We start from the raw sequence: 20,834 nt of genomic DNA, 5'->3' as shown, positions 1-20,834 counted from the left end.
CGCCTTACTCAGCAATAAGACTTTTCGATACGGCATTTTTTGTTAAGCATTTATCAGTGTGGGACATGATTACGCTACTAGAATTGCTGTGGATTGTAGTGAAGCTCGTGTATTTGTCTACAAATTGTAGACAAATACACGAGTAAGAAGGTTAAATTGAAGTTGATTTGGCGTAATTATTATTGCCTTTGCATAAATATTGTGACTTCAGCCATTACAATACCGAACTTTTCAATATAAGAGCGGTTCATAAGAGTGGTTTGGTCAAACGACCACATCCAATCATCAAAGTGTACTTCGTAGCTGGTGTCGTCAACGGGTAAGTCCATTCTATACTGCCAATTCATCGCATTGCCGTAGGTTTCACCCGATGCTGAGTTGAGAATATCGTCGGCGCGGCCTGAATACTGGTTGCCTGATGCCTTTGTAATAGTCCAAACTCGTGTTTTGACGCCATCACCGAGCAGATAGTTGAAGGACTCATCTAAAACAAGCTCTGACTGGTTATTGATTGAACCTTTGATATCGACGGTAAACTGTTGCACTAAGTTACCATCTCTGTCTTGGACTATCCCCCATGCTTTTATGTCACCAACAAAAAACTCATAAGGGTCAAATTGCGGTTTAAGTGTCGAGTATTTTTTACCGTCAATGCCCGAACTACAAGCAGATAATAAAAATAGAGTGAGTACTGCAAGAGTGATGCGCATTGTTTTCTCCTTAGGCTAGAGGCCTCTTTGAGTGCTATTGCTTTTTATATATGAGCCAAATAGCGAAGATGAAATTAATGGAAAAAAGCCATATGCTACTTCCGCTTTAGACCTAGAAGCTCGGCTCGCATGGTTGGTTCGGATGTTTTTTCACCGAGCCAAATATTGAAAAAACGGATAGTAAATTCCGAATCTTTCACTTCGCCAATAAGCTTTTTATCTTGGTAAAACTGTGTAGCTCCTTCGGGTGTTCTCACGCCAAAAAGCACGGTCCCTTTAGAGACATTGGGGAAAATCTTTTCCATTTCTGCCAGCCATCGCTCACCTTGACTCGAATTATTAAACCCTTGTTTTTCCATCTCTTTCAGTGATCGTTTTGCTATCTCTTTGCCATCAAGCGCGCGTAAATAATGTAGTGCCAATACAAAAGGTTGGTCTTGAGAGTACGCTCCTTTGGGGGCATAAAGGCTGGCATCATAAACATCCCAAAACAAATAGGTCATTCGACTTGTTTTACCGACCTGTTGAGGGTTTTCTATAAATTGATATACAAGATCACTGGCGCTTGCGAAACCCTGAGTGCTGAATAGCAACATCAAAAAGGCAAAGATGGTCCTTTGCATACTAACCTCTTCCTATATAAAAACAGTTAGCTTCTTATACGAACGAGCTGGGGAGTTTGTTCACTTTGCTGCTGTCTGAAAGGTGCTGTCATCCCCCTTTACAATTTGCTAAGCTAGCCAAAATCTACATACAGGAGCTATTATGAGCCTTTCAATTCGCCCAGCAGAAGTAGCTGATGCCGCGACAATACTGCATTTTATTAACGAACTTGCAATTTATGAGAAAGAGCCAGATGCCGTGCTCAATACCGTGGAAGAAATAGAACAGAAATTGTTTGGTAAAGAAGCCAGAGCACACAGCGTTATTTGTGAACTAGATGGTGAAGCAATCGGGTTCGCAGTGTATTTCTTTAATTATTCTACTTGGCTTGGCAAGCACGGACTTTATCTTGAAGACTTATATGTGTCACAAGACAAACGCGGTGTTGGCGCAGGTAAAGGGATCATGAAGTACCTCGCAAGACTTGCACTACAAAATGACTGCGGTCGCTTTGAGTGGGTGGTGCTTGACTGGAATAAACCATCAATCGATTTTTATGAAAGTATTGGTGCTAAAGCACAAAACGAATGGATTATTTATCGCCTATCAGGGCAAGAGCTCATCGATTTTGCTGAGCAAGTATAGTGAAGTTTATTGGCCTGTTGGCTATACATTATTTGAAGAGAAACCCCGATCTTTAACAATTGAGCCGAGTAAACATACGTAGAATTTGTACCCAATATTTTTGGTGAACATTGTAAGTGTGATTTTTGTTAATAAAAACAATACTATATATTTAGAGTGTTCCCCGCAGACGCGGGGCTAAACCGCAGACTTATCCTTTTTAGAGTTTTGATACCTCGTGTTCCCCGCAGACGCGGGGCTAAACCGGCATAACTTTGGCTAAACGTGCAGTAAACAAAGTGTTCCCCGCAGACGCGGGGCTAAACCGGCTCTAACGCGTCTAATTGATATCCTATATGCGTGTTCCCCGCAGACGCGGGGCTAAACCGGAGATAATCGAAACATTCACATCATTTTTCAAGTGTTCCCCGCAGACGCGGGGCTAAACCGAGGCGCTCGGTATTCATTCAACCAACGCCGATGTGTTCCCCGCAGACGCGGGGCTAAACCGTGAAACTTCAGTTGTTGTGCGTTATGAATTTGGTGTTCCCCGCAGACGCGGGGCTAAACCGTTTTCTTCTGTCTTTCCCGCATCACCTGAATTGTGTTCCCCGCAGACGCGGGGCTAAACCGGAAATCAAAAAAACTGCTCAATGGTGCTTGTGCGTGTTCCCCGCAGACGCGGGGCTAAACCGCAGAACGTTCAAACCGTTGGTTTGTCATCTGAGTGTTCCCCGCAGACGCGGGGCTAAACCGTTGAATCTATGCCGCTTTGTTTATTTGTTAGTGTGTTCCCCGCAGACGCGGGGCTAAACCGAATTTTAGCGTACGAGACTTAGCGGAGTTTTTGTGTTCCCCGCAGACGCGGGGCTAAACCGCGAAACAATCACACGAGCCAATTTCTCATAAAGTGTTCCCCGCAGACGCGGGGCTAAACCGAGTGTGACCCAACGCCGCCATGCGACCCGTCAGTGTTCCCCGCAGACGCGGGGCTAAACCGTTAATATACCCACCCCGGCTAAGATAGCGGCAGTGTTCCCCGCAGACGCGGGGCTAAACCGGTCACCCCAACGGCCAACGCCGAACGATTCCAGTGTTCCCCGCAGACGCGGGGCTAAACCGCATAAAACACACACTCAATGTTAAAAAAGGAAGTGTTCCCCGCAGACGCGGGGCTAAACCGTACCAAATAGGACAGTGGTGACCATTAACGAGGTGTTCCCCGCAGACGCGGGGCTAAACCGGATAATCTCCTTTCTTTAAACTTAAGGAGTAAGTGTTCCCCGCAGACGCGGGGCTAAACCGCCAACGAAACTAATAAACTTGCCTGTGACTGAGTGTTCCCCGTATGGACGGGGCTAAACCGGTCTAGGCGTTTTTGATACACACCAATTGAACGTGTTCCCCGTACGGACGGGGCTAAACCGGCCTTTAAACTGCTAACGGGGTTTTTTAGCGCGTGTTCCCCGTACGCACGGGGCTAAACCGTATCAATGATCGATTTCGCACTAAATATATTCGTGTTCCCCGTACGCACGGGGCTAAACCGAGCGAAACGCCTGATTTATTACTTAGCGATTTGTGTTCCCCGTACGCACGGGGCTAAACCGGCACTCGATGAGAATGGCGCGCGTAGAACCTAGTGTTCCCCGTACGCACGGGGCTAAACCTGAGTTATTCAGGTCTGAATCATGTGCTGTATTCGTCCGTGAAGCAGCATCCCTCACGCATCCATGCGCTCACCTTAGCAGGCTGCGAAACGGTGATGACTCCAGACTTCCTGCCTTTCGCCCTTCGGGTCAGCTGAGCTGTTCAAAAATATTCCAGATATTTTTGTCGGTCCTATTTCGCCCTCGTACACACGGGGCTAACCAATAGGACATTTTAGTAGGAAAGAGGCGGTGGACAGCTTGGCTGGAAGTGGTGGCAGGGTGAGACTCGAACTCACATCATATATAAACTGCATATAACCGTTACCCATTGGAAACACTGCCGCCATAGTTGATTATTAATCTACCATCAAAAAAATGCTAGCGTGATCTCTCTGTCAGTTTGTCTCAGGTCAATGACTTACTTTGTTTGTTCTGATACATTTATTTTACGAAAATTTTACCAGAGTGTTTTATGCAGGCTAAGGAAGAGCTGTATTTTAGATATATTGAAGCGGTATTGTTTTGGCAGGGAGAAATCCAGACTGGTACTTTCCAGAGCAAATTTAAGCTTTTAAGGCCCAGCGCACGGCGTTATGTCACCGACTTTATTGAGCGTTATCAGATTGCCGCAAGCTACAATGAGTCTGAGAAAGCCTATGTGCTGGCAAGCCCCTTTACACCTAACTATATCTCTCAGGATTTTACTGAGTATACTAGTCTCACTGGGGAACAGTACGTCCACAACTTGAGTTCCTCCACCATCACAGCGCTGGCACTACCACACAGAAAGCTCAATCCAACCATTTTGCGGCCCATACTGAATGCCTGTCGGCGACAAAGCGTGCTGGATATTCGCTATCAGTCTATAAAAGAAGGCGGTGAAACCGAGCGCGTGATCCGCCCTCACACGCTGATTAACTCTGGACTGCGCTATCATTTGAGAGCCTACAGTGAAAAAGCCAAAGGCTTTAGAGACTTTTCATTATCGCGTATCGTCTCTGCCTCCCCAGAATTTATCAGCAAAGCGCAAAAGTACAAAAAAGACGACGAAGCCTGGCAGCAGGAAGTCACTTTAACCATAATCCCCGACCCAAGACTCAGCGAGTACGCCCAGCAAGTTATCGCTCACGACTTTGATATGCACAATTACCAAAAGCAAATTAAAACCAACGCTGCACTGATCAACTACCTGAACAGCATTTTGAGGTTAGATGTTCAGCATCCACACCCGGAAGCACAGCAAATTGTGATGGAACCGGCTTGCTATCGGGAGCTGAGGGCTAGGGGTTTGCTATGGAACATTTGAGTAAACGCACCCGACCGGGTAATTTTTTTACTGGTTGCAATCGCAGGATTGTTGGCATTTTATTCGCGTCGTAAGCTGAGTGTATTGAAAGCAAGGAAGTAACAGTGTGAGTGATTTTAACAGCGACATTTTTCAGTTTTGGGGTAAGGCCGACGAGCATAAGACTCTACCCGCAGTGTGCCATATGCTGGATGTCGCCTTTGTGGCCCGGGCGATTATTCTCAAGCTGGCAGCTCAGGAGCGGGCTATTTTACTCAAGCCGCTTTTAGCTATTGAAGGCGTTGATGAAGATACCGCGATTGCTATGGTAGTGTTGCTTATTGCCCTGCATGATATTGGTAAGATCACACCGGGTTTTCAGTATAAGTTGCAGGGCCGGGTAAAGGATTTATTCGACATTAACACATTCAAAGTGTGTGGAGACGCTGAGACCAAACATGGCAATTCAGGGTTTGTTATTTTGCATGACTACTTGTGTGGACAGTATGGAGTAGATAAAAGTGTTGCGAGAGTAATATTTTCTGCAGTAGCCAGTCATCATGGTGTATTTGTAGCGAATAAAAAGCAATGTGGTTTGTGCGGCGATGAGCAATGGAGCGAGGTGCAGAGCAATACGATAGAATGGTTAGCCGATTACTTTTCCATTGACCTTTATCTATTTAACCAGCTTGCAGCACAAACCTTAACGCCAGCCTGGTACTCTTATATGGCTGGGCTGTGTTCGGTTGCTGATTGGATTGGTTCAGATGAATCAAAGTTTAGGTATTGTACAGCCAGTGACTACAATGCTGTGCAAAGAATGGATACTGCCAATGCGCTTGTGAGCTTATTAAATATCAAGCATGTCACAGCTTCAAATAACAAGGCAGATTTCGTAGATGTTTTTGGTTTTAAGCCTAATGCTTTGCAATTAAAGGTATTAGAGCTTATCAAGCTCAACGAGCTGCCCTGGCTCTCGATTATTGAAAGCGGTATGGGAAGTGGTAAAACAGAAGCGGCGCAGGTTTTAGCCGATCATTTCATTCGCCACCTGGGCCACTCGGGTTTGTATGTGGCCATGCCATCACAAGCGACAGCAAATCAGTTATTCAAACGGACTTTAAGGTTACTTAAAAAAGATGTGCTTGGGTATCAGAATATAGAAACCCACCTAAAACACAGCAACGCAGATTTTGAGCCGCAATATGAAGCATTAAAATTAAAAAGTATCGACTATCAGCATCAGCAAAACACCACTCCCTCAGTGGTAGCAAATCAATGGTTCACGCCAAAAAAACATGGCTTACTGGCCGGTGTCTGTGTGGGGACTATTGACCAGTTGCTAATGGCTGCAATGCGCTATAAGCATAACTTTGTCAGATTATTTGGGCTCTCAAATAAAGTTCTGGTACTGGACGAGGTGCATTCATTACAGAGTTTTCAGCTAGATTTGCTGAAAAATACGCTGCATTGGATGGCCAAGCTTAATGTCAGAGTCATCATTCTTTCTGCAACCTTGCCCCGAACTATGTTGGTTGAGCTGGTTCAGGCGTATGGGCAAGCATCTGAAACAGAGATTGAAGTAGAAGATAAACCCTATCCAAGGATCACCACATACAGCTCAGGTGCTCTGGCAAGGTCTCACACAATTATAGAAACTGAGAGTGATAGTCAAAAAGAAGACTTAACCAGCCCACCCGGAACCTACAAGATAAAGCTGCACTCAACGTCTCCAAAGTTGTGTATCAATAATATGGCAGATGATGTTTTAACGACGGCCAATAACGCAGGTTGTGGCGTGTTTGTTTGTATTTTGAATACTGTTGATAAAGTTCAGGAAATGTCCAGGCTCATTGCAGGACATTGCAGCGAAAGTGATGGTCGAGTTGAGTATTTAACTTTCCATGCAAAGTATCCATTGGCCACACGTTTGTCCATTGAGGAGATGATTGAATATCAGGTTGGCAAACATCCTGCGGATCATCGTAGCATCAACCCTAACCGACCAGTGAAGGATAAATGTTTGATCCTAATAGGGAGTCAGGTCCTGGAACAAAGTCTGGATTATGATGCATGCGAGATGTTTACCCAAATTGCACCAATTGATCTGCTTTTGCAAAGAGTTGGCCGTGTTTGGCGTCATCAAGTCAATAACGCTGTTCGCTCCAAGTTTATTAAAACACCCACACTAAATGTCTATCTGCCTTCAATGGATAAAATTCCCGAGGACTATGGAGAGTGGTTTGGTCACGGTGAAATATTTATCTACCCCTCACATCTACTGGCTGTAACAACTCGCTTGCTTTGGGAGAGGAATGAGGAAGTAAGTGGGGGTGGCTTTGCCATTCATATTAATAGCGATATGGATACATGGATCAATAAAGTGTATGCCGATGTTGATCAACAAATAACCTGGCTTGAGCAGGAATACGACAAGGCATTTGAATTCAGGCTGGATAAGCGGACGCAATATACTTTGGCTAAAGAAATGATGTTTGATGCGGATAAGTCGAGCGTCAGGGCTCTATTAAAGTACACGAATAGTGAAATTGAAAACGATGACATTGTCCTCAGCACGCGTTTAACCAGTGTCAGCGTTCAATTGATTTTTCTTGTTGATAACGGAGAAGGAGTGCTTGTTCCGGTAACAGAGTTTCCGTCCTATACACAAAATGTGCAAGCGCTTAAACAGAGGGTAAAGGAATATGCAGAATCAGAAGCGATTGATTGGCGAGCTGGAGAAAGGCTTAAAAAAGCAGATATTGCTCGCTTAAAACAGGCACAAATATCACTCAGTCACGCCAAGTGGGTGACGCACTTTAAGGAGCAAGAAGAGTGCTGGCCGTTTAGTTTTGTCGCTAAAGAAACCTGGCGACGTTCGCCAACACTGTTTAACTGTATTCCTGTTGTTTTGGGTCAAGACTTAACTTACTCCAATAGTGGGTTGGGAGCACTTAGGTTAGATCCTCGATTGGGGCTTATGGTGGATAGAAAAAAAGTTTAAAAGTGGAGTTTCCGGTTTTGTTAAAAGTGGCAGTAACACTGCGGAGCTTTGTCCAAAATTAATGAAATTGGTAAGCAATAATTGGTTTACTTACAGAGTGTGAGGGAATATGAAATACGATTTATTAACTGAAAGCTGGATACCAGCCCTGGATTTACAGGGGGTAACCAATGAATACTCAATACTATCTTTGCTTGAGGCAGCCCCAAAGCTAAAGCGGATAGTACACGAAAAGCCGCTTGTAGTGGCATCGGTACAACGCTTGTTACTGGCCATTTTGTACCGCAGTTACGGCTATCTGGAACCGGACGAGTGGGATGAGGTTTTTGCAGCTGGAGAGTTCGATGAGCAAGTCTCCAGCTATCTTGACTCGGCTGAGTGCGCAGAACGGTTTGACCTTTTTTCAGAATCAAACCCCTTCTTTCAAACAGCAAATTTCACGAAAGAAAAGGGCGTAACAACATCGGTCAAAAAGCTCTCGCCTGATCTGGCGAGCGGTAACAATAAAACCCTATTCAATCATATTGCTGATAATCATGAGTTCTCACTACCGGCAAATGAAGCCGCACTTCAGTTACTTGTTTGTCAGTATTTTAGCTTGGGCGGTGGGGTGAGTGGTAGTTCGGTGCAGTTTGGTAAGCACCCAAACCTGACCAATGCCCCATTAGTTGGCGGTGCAGTTGTAATGGTGGAGGGCGAAAACCTGTTCCAAACTTTGATGCTCAATTTACATATGCCAAAAAATGAAGAGTGGCTCGATCGTAAAACGGACCTGCCTGTATGGGAGCAAAATGAGCCTGAGCAGCCTCAGGCTCGTGAAATGCGAGGGCTGAGTGATTATCTTACTTGGCGTGCTCGTCATGTGCGTTTACTGCCCCAAAAAGATGGCAGCGTTGCCCGCATGTTCATAGCACAGGGATTACCTAATCCAAAAGAAATGGAGCAGGAGCCTTACTTCGCTTACCGTCTCAATAAAGAGCAAAAGAAATTGCCGATTAGGTTGAGTTTTGAACGAGCCTATTGGCGAGATACGGCTAACTTATTGCAATATGCCAGGTCGACTAAAGTGGGTATAGAGCCCACAGATTTAAGGCCCGCTGGTATCCAATTGCTTGCTGCGGAAGATAATGAATTAATTGATAAGCTTCATCTTAATTGTCAGTTAATTGGTTTAGATAATAACAAAGCCAACCCCTTATGTTGGTTTGACGAGCGCTTGCCACTTGCGATTAATTTGATCGAAAAAGACCAAGTACAAAAGAACAAGTACAGTGCACATCTGGTTAAAGGTCTGGAAACCGCAGAGGCCATTAATAGCCAGCTTATGGGGGCAGTAAGAACCTTTGCTTCTCATCTGTTACCAGATGGTGCTAGGGCACAAGATATTTCAACAAAAGTTGAGTCGATCAACCCTGCGCGTTTTTACTGGCCTAAACTCAATGAGTCGTTTGAACAATTTATTTGGGCATTAAGTAATAACAGTGAAGAGGCTAAATCTAGTTGGCGTACAGTGTGCAAGGAAACAGCATTTGCTGCATTTGAAGGTGCAACGCATAGCTGGTGTTATGGTGGAGTCAGAGCACAAAAGGGCCTGAGTATCGCCAAACAACAATTGGAAGAGTCATTACACGGGAGAACATGGCAGCGTCATGTTTACTGGAGTCAGGATACTCAAGAAATCATCAGGCAGTTATATCAGTGGGGCAATCCGGATTTCCCTAAAAGAGATATTCTGGCTGCACTTAGGAAGTCTCTGGATCTGCAAAAAGGCTCTCAACTGACAGCGATATCTTACTTAGGGCCATTACTTTCCAGTGAGGATGAACGCTCCAAAGTGCAGGCTTTTATTGCTGGTTTATTTGCAAGTCACGCCAAAGTGTATCAAGAAGCACAACACAGCAGTTTTGGTCACATTTGGTATCAAGCGGATAAAGATCAGCGCCGCGGCATGAGCTTTCGCTTTGAGTGCCTGCTGGAGGCAAAAGGTGAGCAGTTAAAGCAAACGCTGCGCCAGATGGTACAAATTCTAAAAAGCAAAGATATTGCCATTGATTACCGAACCCTGATGGAAGATCTCTATCACTGGGATAGCGATGACAAACGCATTCAACTTAAATGGGCCAGAGATTACTGGGCCAAACCAACTCAATCCGACGAGTCTACAGACTCAGCAGACGCGACAAATTAAAAAGGAGTTACCTTATGTCTTTTATCGAATTTCATGTATTACAGAACTTTGCCCCAAGCAACTTAAACCGCGACGATACCAATACGCCTAAATCTTGTGTGTTTGGTGGTTCACAACGGGCGCGGATCTCAAGCCAGTGTCAGAAGCGCGCAATTCGTACGCATGGGGCATTTAACGATGCTGTTGTAGAGCATCAGGGCGACCGCGCTGTACGCACTCGTAAGCTAGCTTTTAAGATTAGAGATTTCTTGGTTGCCAATGGCAAACCTGAAGATGCAAGTAATATAGTCTGTGAAAATTTACTTGGACTTGCTGAGCTGAAGTTGGTGCAAAAAGAAGAAAAACATAAGTTCAAAACTGAATACTTGCTTTACCTAGGGTTGAATGAAGTCGAAGCGCTAAAGAATATTGCACTTGAAAATTTTGATGAGCTAAATCAGGAGGATAAAAATAAGCTAGATAAAAAGCTCGCAAAACTAGTGGGTGAAGTATTTGGTAAGCATCAACAGGCTTTCGCCGCAGATATCGCACTATTCGGCCGTATGGTCGCGGACAACAACAATATCAATGTTGATGCGGCGTGCCAGGTGGCTCATGCAATTTCAACTAATATTGTTACGCCAGCCATGGACTTTTTCACTGCTGTGGACGACGAGTTGCAGGCGGGTGAGCAAGGCTCTGGCATGATGGGTGGCGTTTACTTTAACAGTGCCTGTTATTACCGCTATGCCCAGATCAATATTGATAAACTGGCTGCCAATCTTGGACAGGATAAGGAACAGGTGACTGGCGCGGTAAAAGGATTTTTCCGGGCGTTAGTTCAGGCGGTGCCTTCGGGTAAACAAAACAGTTTTGCGGCGCAGAATCCGCCAAGCTATATCAAAGTGAATGTGCGCAAAGATGGCGCGCCCTGGTCTCTGAGCAACGCATTTACTCAGGCAGTAATGATAGACAAGCCTGATGAAGCGGAGCTTGAGCAACAGTCAGCACAAAAACTGGAAATGTTCGCTAAGAAGCTTGCAGGTATGTATGGTGAATCGGGCTTTATTTTTGAGGGCCGCAGCACTTATATCGATAATCTGGAAGAGTATCAGGACAAAGACAGTGGCACCATTGCACAACTGGAAGCTCAGATGCTTGATGCACTGCAAGGTGCTTTGGAGTGTCAATGAGTACTTTGTTGATCCGATTAGCCGGACCAATGCAGTCATGGGGGCTAAAAAGTGCCTTTGAACTGCGCAACACTCAGCTTGATCCGACAAAAAGTGGTGTGATCGGTTTGCTGTGTGCATCACTAGGGCGTGAGCGAAATGAGCCTCTGAATGATCTTACTGCATTGCGAATGGGCGTGCGCATAGATAAACCAGGCGATCTGGCATTTGATTACCAAACGGCGCTGAATGTGGCAAAGGCTGACGGTGGCAAGCCGGATACGCAGTTGTCACATCGTGCTTATCTGGCAGATGCCGCCTTTTGGGTAGGCTTTGAAGGCGACGCGGTTTTGCTTAAAAAACTGCATCATGCTCTGTTAAACCCGGTCTGGCCACAATTTTTAGGGCGTAAGTCCTATTTGCCGGGCGTTCCCTTAGTTGATCCGCATAACGCCCGTGTTGAGCTGAGTTTAGAGCGGGCACTACAACAAGCGCCAAGAATGCAAGCCGAGCATGAAAAGGCAGACGGAACACCGGTGAAATACATCATAGACAGCGAGGCACAAGAAGGCACGGAGCAACGACATGACGTGCCACTGAGCTTTGAGATAAACCACAGGGCCTTTACATTTAGAAGCGTTAAAAGCAGTTGGGGGTTGGTGGATACGGAGGAAGTGCTATATGTCTGACAATCTCTGGCATGAAAGCCGATTGTATTTTGATCCTGATCAGGATGGAGAAGATTTAGGGTTTTTACATCCCGATGATCTATACAAGCAGCATCAGTGGGTATGGCGTTGTTTTGTTGAAAGCGAGCTGACTCAGGCTGACTTTATGTTTCGTGTGGATATGGCCCTGCCAGTACCAACAGTATTTATTCGCTCAAAGCGTCAGTTAAAAGAAGCGATTAAAAGCTGGAAAATAGTCACTCAAACACAGCAGGAACAGTTCAAAGAAGCAGGGCTGGTTCAGTTCTCGTTGCGAGCTAACCCAACGGTAGATATTACGCCAAAAGGAGAGAAAACTCGCCGTCACGATGTTTTGATGCATGCCAAAAAACAGGCTCAAAAAGCAAATAGTAATGTGAATGAAGCAGTCGATATAGCGGCAAAAGCCTGGCTAGACAGAAAGCTGCAAAAGGGTGGCCTGGAGTTGCTGACTCAGTGTATTGAGTTTAGCAATTACAAGCAGCACAAAGTGGTTAAAAAAGACGGGGCTAGGCCAATTCAGCTCAGTACACTGGATTATTTTGGCGTGGCAAAAATCACCGATGTGCAAAAACTGGAGCAGGCATTATTCAACGGCATCGGTCGATCCAAAGCTTTTGGTTGCGGGCTGATGTTGATCAAGCCGTTGTAATCTAATCTGTAAGGCGGGGAGACTCGCCTTTTTCCTAATTTTTTACTTAATTTGGGAGTGCAGGGAATGGCATTTCTTCCTTTAAAACCTATTCCAATTAAAGATCGTAACTCAATGATTTTTATCGGTATGGGGCGTATTGACGTGCGCGACGGCGCATTTGTTGTGATTGATGAAGTAAACGGTGAACGGATGCTGATTCCAGTGGGCTCTGTGGTGTGCATTATGCTGGAACCGGGCACCCGGGTGAGTCATGCGGCGGTCAAGTTGGCTGCAACCACGGGCACGTTGCTTATCTGGGTGGGCGAAGCGGGCGTCAGGCTATACTCTGCTGGGCAGCCCGGTGGTGCACGCTCCGATAAGTTGCTCTATCAGGCCAAGCTGGCGCTGGATGAAAACCTGCGGCTCAAAGTCGTGCGCAAAATGTTTGAGCTACGCTTTGGCGAACCGGCACCGGAGCGGCGCTCGGTTGATCAGCTTCGGGGCATTGAAGGCACGCGTGTACGCAAAACCTATGAACTGCTTGCTAAACAGTATCAGGTAAGCTGGCAGGGACGACGTTATGACCCTAAAGATTGGGCGAAGGGCGATGTGATCAATCAATGTATCAGCGCCGCCACGTCTTGCTTGTATGGCGTCACCGAAGCCGCAGTGCTGGCTGCTGGCTATGCGCCTGCCATTGGCTTTTTGCATACAGGAAAGCCATTGTCGTTTGTGTATGATATTGCAGACATTATAAAGTTCGATACCGTGGTGCCTGTGGCGTTTAAAATTGCCAAACGGCGACCACAATTCCCCGATCGTGAAGTACGCATCGCCTGTCGCGAAGCGTTCCGTAAAGACAAGGTATTACCACGCCTTATCCCGCTGATTGAAGAAGTATTAGCCGCCGGAGAGGTAACACCGCCCGAGCCCTATGCTGACGCACAACCGCCCGCTATCCCTGAACCTGAATCCATTGGTGACGAAGGTCATCGCAGCGGAGGACCACTATGAGTATGTGCATGGTTGTTACTGAGGCAGTGCCACCTAGGTTAAGAGGTCGTCTGGCGGTGTGGCTACTGGAAATTCGTGCGGGTGTGTACGTGGGGGATGTAAGTAAACGCATTCGCGAAATGATCTGGTTTCAGGTCAGTGAGCTGGCGGAAGACGGCAATGCGGTTATGGCTTGGGCAACTAATACCGAGTCGGGTTTTGATTTTATCACTTACGGCGAAAACGCCAGAATGCCAGTCGATTTTCAGGGCCTGAGACTGGTGAAGTACACGCCCAGAGTAGATGATAGCCAAGGGGCAGATTAGCGAACGCCCACTTTTTAATTCGATTTAATGCTCTTTAACAAGTTGGAGATTAAGATTTTTACCTCATAATGAGAGGTACTTTTGTACCTAAAATTTTCGGTAACTTTTACTAGGTGATTTTTCTTTATTAAAAACAAGTATATAATTTTAGAGTGTTCCCCGTACGCACGGGGCTAAACCGAGTTCCGCTTATCTCATGACGACCACAACAATGTGTTCCCCGTACGCACGGGGCTAAACCGCCTTCAACGAAGACCCACACAAGGAACGTACCGTGTTCCCCGTACGCACGGGGCTAAACCGGTTTACAGGATGATTTTGAATGTCGAGTAAATGTGTTCCCCGTACGCACGGGGCTAAACCGTCGCATCTGCAAAGTGCATTAGAACATCTTCAGTGTTCCCCGTACGCACGGGGCTAAACCGACTTACCAAGGATGAAAACAAAGCACTAGAGAGTGTTCCCCGTACGCACGGGGCTAAACCGATTTTGAGGTACTGGCTGAACCTGCTCGGTAGGTGTTCCCCGTACGCACGGGGCTAAACCGACACAGACCCACCACCGCCAACGGATTGTGAAGTGTTCCCCGTACGCACGGGGCTAAACCGCCCGAGCATCAAAAATCAGGGTTGATTTTTGCCGTGTTCCCCGTACGCACGGGGCTAAACCGAAACACCTAAAATTAGCCGCTGAGAAAATAGTGTGTTCCCCGTACGCACGGGGCTAAACCGAATTTTATAGTGAGGCTGCTCAATCCATTAATGTGTTCCCCGTACGCACGGGGCTAAACCGGCGGCATTAGCTGATTTAGGCTGGACTGGTCAGTGTTCCCCGTACGCACGGGGCTAAACCGACATTAACGAGGTTGCGCCATCTGATGTGAAAGTGTTCCCCGTACGCACGGGGCTAAACCGACACGGTTCGCGGGCTACGTAACAACAACCCGGTGTTCCCCGTACGCACGGGGCTAAACCGGCGTTGCAGGACGCTGCTGTCGACATAACAATGTGTTCCCCGTACGCACGGGGCTAAACCGCCAACGGTTTGCACGTTCTGCTTGATATCAGGCGTGTTCCCCGTACGCACGGGGCTAAACCGCACATGAGCATCGTTAACCTGAGAATTAAGGTGTGTTCCCCGTACGCACGGGGCTAAACCGAGAATTCACAGATGCCAGCAAACGCAGAATCTGTGTTCCCCGTACGCACGGGGCTAAACCGCGCAAATCAGCTGGCAAAACAACATCAACACCGTGTTCCCCGTACGCACGGGGCTAAACCGATTTCATCTAGTAGTAGTTTGTTACCATCATGCGTGTTCCCCGTACGCACGGGGCTAAACCTGAGAAAACTTATGAAAATAACCAACTCAATTGAGTGTTCCCCGTACGCACGGGGCTAAACCGTCTTTCCATTCTTCACGAATGCACATAATCCCGTGTTCCCCGTACGCACGGGGCTAAACCGGTTATGGTTGGTCGGTGCAGATTTGTATTGGCGTGTTCCCCGTACGCACGGGGCTAAACCGCTTAACCGCAAACAGGTTTGTGAGTTCTTATTGTGTTCCCCGTACGCACGGGGCTAAACCGATGCAACGAGCCGATGGAACAACCTACACTTCGTGTTCCCCGTACGCACGGGGCTAAACCGCAATCAAATCTAGCAACGGCATCACCCAAAACGTGTTCCCCGTACGCACGGGGCTAAACCGAACGACGGGGGCCAGCGTTGAGCTGATTGTTGGTATTCCCCGTACGCACGGGGCTAAACCGTTTATAAGGCTCAAAAGCGTGGTGATGAAAAAGTGTTCCCCGTACGCACGGGGCTAAACCGTCTTGCCATTCTTCGCGGCTAGAAAGAAACCGGTGTTCCCCGTACGCACGGGGCTAAACCGTGCTTTACCCATTCGAGAGTGTTAATTCACCCGTGTTCCCCGTACGCACGGGGCTAAACCGTCACTCATCAAACAGGCCCTCCACGCTGTATTGTGTTCCCCGTACGCACGGGGCTAAACCGTCATGCTTGGTTTAGGTACTGGCTTACCGGCTGTGTTCCCCGTACGCACGGGGCTAAACCGCTCGGATATAACGCACCTAGCGAGGGGAGTAAGTGTTCCCCGTACGCACGGGGCTAAACCGCTCACATAAAGCATAAGAAAATACCTTTCCCTGTGTTCCCCGTACGCACGGGGCTAAACCGATTTACGCTATCACGATTTGCGCAGAGAGGGAGTGTTCCCCGTACGCACGGGGCTAAACCGCACTCGATATCATCAAAATCGGCTGGTATAGCGTGTTCCCCGTACGCACGGGGCTAAACCGTGCCACAGGAAAGAATTTCCTACTCAGTCCTAGTGTTCCCCGTACGCACGGGGCTAAACCGGTAAAATAGTCCTGTTGTTACTACGATTTCTAGTGTTCCCCGTACGCACGGGGCTAAACCGCATAGATTTCATTATCACCAGTGGCATAAAAAGTGTTCCCCGTACGCACGGGGCTAAACCGGATGTTTTTATTTGGATTTTTGAGCAATTCATGTGTTCCCCGTACGCACGGGGCTAAACCGACGTCAACATTGGTTGGTTGCAATTGGTTCGCGTGTTCCCCGTACGCACGGGGCTAAACCGCCGCCATTGATAAATACGAATATTGGCAAAGTGTGTTCCCCGTACGCACGGGGCTAAACCGATGTTATCGCATCGTTCATTGATAAAGTAACAGTGTTCCCCGTACGCACGGGGCTAAACCGAACGACGGGGACAAGCATCGAGCTGATTGTTGGTGTTCCCCGTACGCACGGGGCTAAACCGGCAATAGTGCTGTATTTAAAGAGTTCTCATGGGTGTTCCCCGTACGCACGGGGCTATACCGTCGACTTTGATTCAGATACAGCAGAACCAGCTGTGTTCCCCGTACGCACGGGGCTAAACCTGAGTTTTTCAGGTCTGAATCATGTGCTGTAAATCGTCCGTGAAGCAGCATCCCTCACGCATCCATGCGCTCACCTCAGCAGGCTGCGAAACGATGATGACTCCAGACTTCCTGCCTTTCGCCCTTCGGGTCAGCAGAGCTGTTCAAAAATATTCCAGATATTTTTGTCGGTCCTACTTCGCCCCCGTTTGCACGGGACTAAATCGGAGTTATTCAGGTCTGGATCATGTGCTGGAATTTATTTATGAAGCTGTTAACCGGTGGGGACTTTGGACTTGCTCATACACGCTCCGGATTAAGTGATAGCCACCCTTGTTCGCCGGTTACTTATCTACATGGCCTAAATCGCGCTCAGGATCTAATAAATCTCTCACTCTTCTTTTGAGCACCTTGGCTTCTGGAAAGCCATCATCTGCTTTGCGGCACCAAATTAACGTATCATTGTAGTAAATTTCGAATACGCCTTTACTTGCAGGCGTGAGCGCAACTTGCTTTAAATCGTCGGAGAAAGTTGAAAGCAGCTCTTGTGCAAGCCAAGAAGCTCGCAGCATCCATTGGCAAAGCACGCAGTAATGAATTGTAATGATCGGTTTTTGCATGAATTTACATTAACTTGAAGATTGTGGTTGGATTTTAGCACTGTGATTTATGGTGTGGCTAGTATGAAAAAAACGGGGGTTACCCCCCGAAATTATCCAGGGAGACCTCAATCATAAGGTCAGACTTTAAGTTACGGGTTATTCACATAGTAACAACCCCTTTTGTGGTAAGTTGGGGGGGAGACGTGACGAAAATTAGGATTCTAGTGATCGTTTCTATATTGATCCAAAGTTGCGTTTAAATTATCAATCCAGCGTTGTCTATTTTTAAATTCTGATTGTATTGCCTGGCATTGAGTCGATGTTAGATCAGGATGCCAAATTGAGAATATAAGTACAATTCGGTCACGGTCGCTGCCATTATGTGCCATATGCAAATAGGAGTCATCGAAGATGGTGAGTTGATGCTCTTGCCATGAAGCACGCTCGCCATTGACGTCTAGGTAACAGTCATGGGGAATATCTATGGCTAAATGCACTGTTAAGCTGTGGTTCGAAAGGCCGTAATGTGGAGTGATGGTTTGGCCTTTGGCTAATTTAGAGTAAAACACTTCGTATGGAGATGCTGTTAAGCCATAACAAGGTACTTTCTCTAAGGCCTTTTTGAGTATAGGAAAGTGCTTTGACACTGAAACGTTTTCCACACCCTCTTTAAAAAGGGATAACGCTTGCCAGTTGTTACTGTTTGCGAGCATTGGAAATGCGCTTTCATACTCTTTACCCGACAAATAAGGCGTAAGGTGTGAAGATGCGCTATTAAACGTCTTGTGAAACTCTTTGATAATGTCGGGGATCGTAGCGTTAAAGCTTTCATACCATGCAAATTGCTCCGCGGGCCAGATAGGATGAGCACTTAGATTCGCAACGTAAAAAAGGTGTGGTGCTTGGGCTGTTTCAAAAGGTTTACTACTGTATTGCACCCAGCGACCCGACTCAATACTTGATGCTGTACCAAGGTTCTTTTCCATACACTGCCAAGCTTTTTGGAAGCGCTCAAGTGTTTGAGGGGCGGTACTATTGGCGAGTTGAAGGCGCTTAAAGCTGCCTGTGAGTGCTTCACATAGGGTGTAACATACGAGTGCTGTACTATCTTCTCCCTTCTTCTCTAATAAATGTCCAAGGTACAGATATACTAAGTAGTTTTTGGGTGCCAGAGTAAGGCAGTGAAAGTAGGCCTTTTCACTTTCAGGTAACGCTCCAATTTGCTCTAAAATTACAGCAACCCGATAGCTTAGTTCAGCACTTTGAGGATAACTATCGATTAGCTTCGATAATAGTAATGGCCAACTATTTTGTGGCTCGCATTCGAGAATTGGCTGTAAAAGTGAGTCTATATTGAGTGGTTGTGTCTCTTCGTTTGTCATTAAAGTGGTTTCTCTTTCTATTTAACCTGAGCTGCGGATAATTAATGCCTTTCTAGCAGCCAGTTTTAGCGCTAACTGCGTTGAATTCACTTCCAATAGCCAGCTATTGGTGCGTAAATTCGCCTTGTTTTCCCTAAAACTCTCTGGCTAGACAAGGAAAAACTAAGTTGTTCTTTAGAAACAATGAGTTTGAACATTCCTTATCCAAACCTCAGGTTATTTATTAAGAACGCCAATATCGAATGGCAAAGTCATTCGATAGTTATTATCGGTAGGGTTAAATGGCTGTGTTCCATGCCAAAAATAAGAGGGGAAGATCACGATTTGCCCTCGTTGGGGTTTTACGGTTTTGAATGGTGGAAAATCGTAGGGTGGTGCCAGTGGTGGCCGCCCAAACTCAATTACACCATTATTGCTATCGTCATTTGGCGTGTTGATATATAAAACTACACTAATCCAACCTGCGGGATGAATATGGCTTACGTGGAAACCTTGCTCCGTCAGTTTGACAGACCATGAGCCTGTAATGCATTTCTCTTTGCTTAAATGAGCTAAAAATGGATGCTCTGGATCTAAATCTAACTTATTAAGGCATTTATCTATATCTCGCAGCAGTTGAGTTCGAGCTTTGGAGATGATTTCGATATCTCTATTAAGCAAGCCTCCTGAAATTTGTGAGCCATTTACTAAGGTTTGTTCACTTGGTGCTTGTTTGCCTTGATGAAGTGTTAGTAAGCATGACTCCAACGCTTTAAGAAAGTCTTCAGTGTCTTGATAGCCGATCGGAGCACCTAAGGTTGTGGTCAGAATAAAATCAGGGTTGCATAGAGCGTGGTGCTTTTGTTTATCGGTAGCTTGATATACTACGCTTAGCCAAGCTAATGCAAGTTGTGAGTTGGGCTGCGCTTGCAACACTTTTTCGAGCAGGGATTGTGCGGTACCGAACTCTCCAAGCTGGATTGCAAATTTTGCTTGCTCACATATCCTGTCGCAATTAATGACTATCTTATTGGCACTATCGAAATGCTCAAAGGCTGCATTTAGCTCATTGTTTGTGGCCGCCAGACGCCCTCTTAACGCGAGTAATGTAGCGGAAGTATCGGTGTAACCTGACGTCTGGATACATTCCTCACATAACCTGTACTGATTGGTATTCCAGTAAAGTTCAGCTAGGCACTCTATGAGTTCTAGGCGGTTATTTGCTGACTCCATCGCGGTTAGTAAACTGGTAGCAAAAAGCTGATGCTGCCCACTTTGCCAATAAAGCTCGTTAATCGCTTTATGTATGATTGGATTGTATGGGGCTTGCTTTAATGCCAGATTGTAGGCTTGTTGTGCTTGTTCAAATTGACCATTTGCAAAAAAGCAGTCGCCGAGGTTGTAAAGCGGTTCATAGTGCTCAGGTGCTTTTTGATGCACAAATTTAAAGCATTGAATTGCTTGGTCAAATTTAGCCTGTAATTTATAGCAAAGGCCTAAATTGTGTATTGCCCGAAAGACAACCGGAGAGTGTTGGGGAACTTGTTGATAGTAACTGATCGCCTCACTGAGGTTTCCTCTTGTTTTTTCAACGTCCCCGAGTATTTTGGTGAGTTGTCCAGAATCATCTAGAGATTGTCCTTTGAGTGCCCACTCACTTGCCAAGTCGAGCCGGTTTTGTTCAAGATACAGAAGCGACAAGTTTTTAAGTAAATCTAGATTTTTGGGCTCAGCTTCATACAGCGCAAGGTAATGGGCCTCTGCTTGGTGTAAATCACCCGATAGCCAGTAACATTTGGCTAGATGAGTTAAGATTTCAGTTTTAAGTGGAGCGAGTTTAGCTGCATCACTTAATGAGGTTATTGCGCTTTGCCACTCGGCTAGTGATTTATAGCAAATTCCTAAAAGGTAATGCAGATCGGGGTGAGGCGAGTCAGTAAAAGGCTGTAACTTAGTTAACGCTTGTTGATATTGTTTTTGTTGGATCAATTTGAAAGCATCTTGAACTGCAATAGTAATTTCGGGCGCTTGCTTCATATTATATTTTTCTTAAACGGTCAATTAGACTGAGCTGCATACTTTTTAT

At 46.2% G+C, this 20,834-nt stretch carries 14 protein-coding genes and 2 CRISPR repeat arrays; of the genes, 9 read left to right on the top strand and 5 right to left on the bottom strand.

Annotation, left to right across the window (positions count from 1 at the left end; all coding sequences use genetic code 11):
- Positions 1-179: 179 nt before the first annotated feature.
- Together MHN30_RS12285 and MHN30_RS12280 are read right to left on the bottom strand one after the other, a co-directional pair.
- Positions 180-710 (bottom strand): DUF3833 domain-containing protein, encoded by a 531-nt coding sequence (locus MHN30_RS12285; RefSeq protein WP_099029777.1) that lies wholly within the window; start codon positions 708-710, stop codon positions 180-182.
- Positions 711-805: 95 nt separating this feature from the next.
- A complete protein-coding gene (locus tag MHN30_RS12280) occupies positions 806-1,333 on the bottom strand; it encodes a chalcone isomerase family protein (RefSeq protein WP_130165673.1) in 528 nt (175 codons plus the stop codon).
- A gap of 142 nt (positions 1,334-1,475) precedes the next feature.
- On the opposite strand from MHN30_RS12280, the gene MHN30_RS12275 reads away from it, so the two are divergent.
- The 9 genes from MHN30_RS12275 (at position 1,476) to cas2e (ending at position 13,877) form a co-directional block, all read left to right on the top strand.
- The gene (locus MHN30_RS12275; RefSeq protein WP_130165674.1) at positions 1,476-1,958 is read left to right on the top strand and encodes a GNAT family N-acetyltransferase; all 483 of its coding nucleotides are present in this window, start codon (positions 1,476-1,478) and stop codon (positions 1,956-1,958) included.
- A 156-nt stretch (positions 1,959-2,114) separates the two neighbouring features.
- A CRISPR array of direct repeats spans positions 2,115-3,608; the repeat unit is 29 nt; unit sequence GTGTTCCCCGCAGACGCGGGGCTAAACCG.
- Between the two features lie 453 nt (positions 3,609-4,061).
- Positions 4,062-4,895, top strand: a complete 834-nt coding sequence (locus MHN30_RS12270; RefSeq protein WP_239359802.1) for a WYL domain-containing protein — start codon at positions 4,062-4,064, stop codon at positions 4,893-4,895.
- 106 nt (positions 4,896-5,001) lie between these two features.
- Positions 5,002-7,878, top strand: coding sequence for a CRISPR-associated helicase Cas3' (gene cas3, locus MHN30_RS12265; protein ID WP_239359799.1), 2,877 nt, complete (start codon positions 5,002-5,004; stop codon positions 7,876-7,878).
- 109 nt (positions 7,879-7,987) lie between these two features.
- Positions 7,988-10,066 carry a type I-E CRISPR-associated protein Cse1/CasA gene (casA, locus tag MHN30_RS12260; protein WP_130165677.1) on the top strand — a complete coding sequence of 693 codons (2,079 nt, stop codon included), beginning with the start codon at positions 7,988-7,990 and terminating at the stop codon, positions 10,064-10,066.
- A gap of 14 nt (positions 10,067-10,080) precedes the next feature.
- Positions 10,081-11,238, top strand: a complete 1,158-nt coding sequence (gene cas7e, locus MHN30_RS12255) for a type I-E CRISPR-associated protein Cas7/Cse4/CasC (RefSeq protein WP_130165678.1) — start codon at positions 10,081-10,083, stop codon at positions 11,236-11,238.
- A complete protein-coding gene (cas5e, locus tag MHN30_RS12250; RefSeq protein ID WP_130165679.1) occupies positions 11,235-11,906 on the top strand; it encodes a type I-E CRISPR-associated protein Cas5/CasD in 672 nt (223 codons plus the stop codon). The genes cas7e and cas5e overlap by 4 nt, the downstream gene beginning before the upstream one ends.
- Positions 11,899-12,576 carry a type I-E CRISPR-associated protein Cas6/Cse3/CasE gene (gene cas6e / locus MHN30_RS12245; RefSeq protein WP_130165680.1) on the top strand — a complete coding sequence of 226 codons (678 nt, stop codon included), beginning with the start codon at positions 11,899-11,901 and terminating at the stop codon, positions 12,574-12,576. The genes cas5e and cas6e overlap by 8 nt, the downstream gene beginning before the upstream one ends.
- A gap of 66 nt (positions 12,577-12,642) precedes the next feature.
- Positions 12,643-13,572 carry a type I-E CRISPR-associated endonuclease Cas1e gene (gene cas1e / locus MHN30_RS12240; protein ID WP_239359798.1) on the top strand — a complete coding sequence of 310 codons (930 nt, stop codon included), beginning with the start codon at positions 12,643-12,645 and terminating at the stop codon, positions 13,570-13,572.
- Entirely contained in the window at positions 13,569-13,877 is a 309-nt protein-coding gene (cas2e, locus tag MHN30_RS12235; RefSeq protein WP_130165681.1) for a type I-E CRISPR-associated endoribonuclease Cas2e, read from the top strand. The genes cas1e and cas2e overlap by 4 nt, the downstream gene beginning before the upstream one ends.
- A gap of 152 nt (positions 13,878-14,029) precedes the next feature.
- Positions 14,030-16,807: a CRISPR direct-repeat array (repeat unit 29 nt; unit sequence GTGTTCCCCGTACGCACGGGGCTAAACCG).
- Between the two features lie 322 nt (positions 16,808-17,129).
- Here cas2e and MHN30_RS12230 read toward each other — a convergent pair.
- The 3 genes from MHN30_RS12230 to MHN30_RS12220 all read right to left on the bottom strand — a co-directional run bounded on the left by MHN30_RS12230 (position 17,130) and on the right by MHN30_RS12220 (position 20,785).
- A complete protein-coding gene (locus tag MHN30_RS12230) occupies positions 17,130-17,405 on the bottom strand; it encodes a SelT/SelW/SelH family protein (RefSeq protein WP_239359796.1) in 276 nt (91 codons plus the stop codon).
- 203 nt (positions 17,406-17,608) lie between these two features.
- Positions 17,609-18,769 carry an aspartyl/asparaginyl beta-hydroxylase domain-containing protein gene (locus tag MHN30_RS12225; protein WP_130165682.1) on the bottom strand — a complete coding sequence of 387 codons (1,161 nt, stop codon included), beginning with the start codon at positions 18,767-18,769 and terminating at the stop codon, positions 17,609-17,611.
- Between the two features lie 216 nt (positions 18,770-18,985).
- On the bottom strand, positions 18,986-20,785 hold the full coding sequence (locus MHN30_RS12220) for a tetratricopeptide repeat protein (protein ID WP_239359794.1): 1,800 nt from the start codon (positions 20,783-20,785) through the stop codon (positions 18,986-18,988).
- Positions 20,786-20,834 lie beyond the last annotated feature (49 nt).

The organism is Pseudoalteromonas sp. OF7H-1 (genome assembly GCF_022347825.1).
Lineage (GTDB): Bacteria > Pseudomonadota > Gammaproteobacteria > Enterobacterales > Alteromonadaceae > Pseudoalteromonas > Pseudoalteromonas maricaloris.
The sequence above is the reverse complement of the archived record's forward strand: the minus strand, read 5'-3'. Positions and strand labels throughout refer to the sequence as shown.

Bases quoted from the DNA above. Each gene is read 5' to 3' on its own strand.
- MHN30_RS12285 (WP_099029777.1), bottom strand. From the start codon at position 710: ATGCGCATCACTCTTGCAGTACTCACTCTATTTTTATTATCTGCTTGT.
- MHN30_RS12280 (WP_130165673.1), bottom strand. From the start codon at position 1,333: ATGCAAAGGACCATCTTTGCCTTTTTGATGTTGCTATTCAGCACTCAG.
- MHN30_RS12275 (WP_130165674.1), top strand. From the start codon at position 1,476: ATGAGCCTTTCAATTCGCCCAGCAGAAGTAGCTGATGCCGCGACAATA.
- MHN30_RS12270 (WP_239359802.1), top strand. From the start codon at position 4,062: ATGCAGGCTAAGGAAGAGCTGTATTTTAGATATATTGAAGCGGTATTG.
- casA (WP_130165677.1), top strand. From the start codon at position 7,988: ATGAAATACGATTTATTAACTGAAAGCTGGATACCAGCCCTGGATTTA.
- cas7e (WP_130165678.1), top strand. From the start codon at position 10,081: ATGTCTTTTATCGAATTTCATGTATTACAGAACTTTGCCCCAAGCAAC.
- cas5e (WP_130165679.1), top strand. From the start codon at position 11,235: ATGAGTACTTTGTTGATCCGATTAGCCGGACCAATGCAGTCATGGGGG.
- cas6e (WP_130165680.1), top strand. From the start codon at position 11,899: ATGTCTGACAATCTCTGGCATGAAAGCCGATTGTATTTTGATCCTGAT.
- cas1e (WP_239359798.1), top strand. From the start codon at position 12,643: ATGGCATTTCTTCCTTTAAAACCTATTCCAATTAAAGATCGTAACTCA.
- cas2e (WP_130165681.1), top strand. From the start codon at position 13,569: ATGAGTATGTGCATGGTTGTTACTGAGGCAGTGCCACCTAGGTTAAGA.
- MHN30_RS12230 (WP_239359796.1), bottom strand. From the start codon at position 17,405: ATGCAAAAACCGATCATTACAATTCATTACTGCGTGCTTTGCCAATGG.
- MHN30_RS12225 (WP_130165682.1), bottom strand. From the start codon at position 18,769: ATGACAAACGAAGAGACACAACCACTCAATATAGACTCACTTTTACAG.
- MHN30_RS12220 (WP_239359794.1), bottom strand. From the start codon at position 20,785: ATGAAGCAAGCGCCCGAAATTACTATTGCAGTTCAAGATGCTTTCAAA.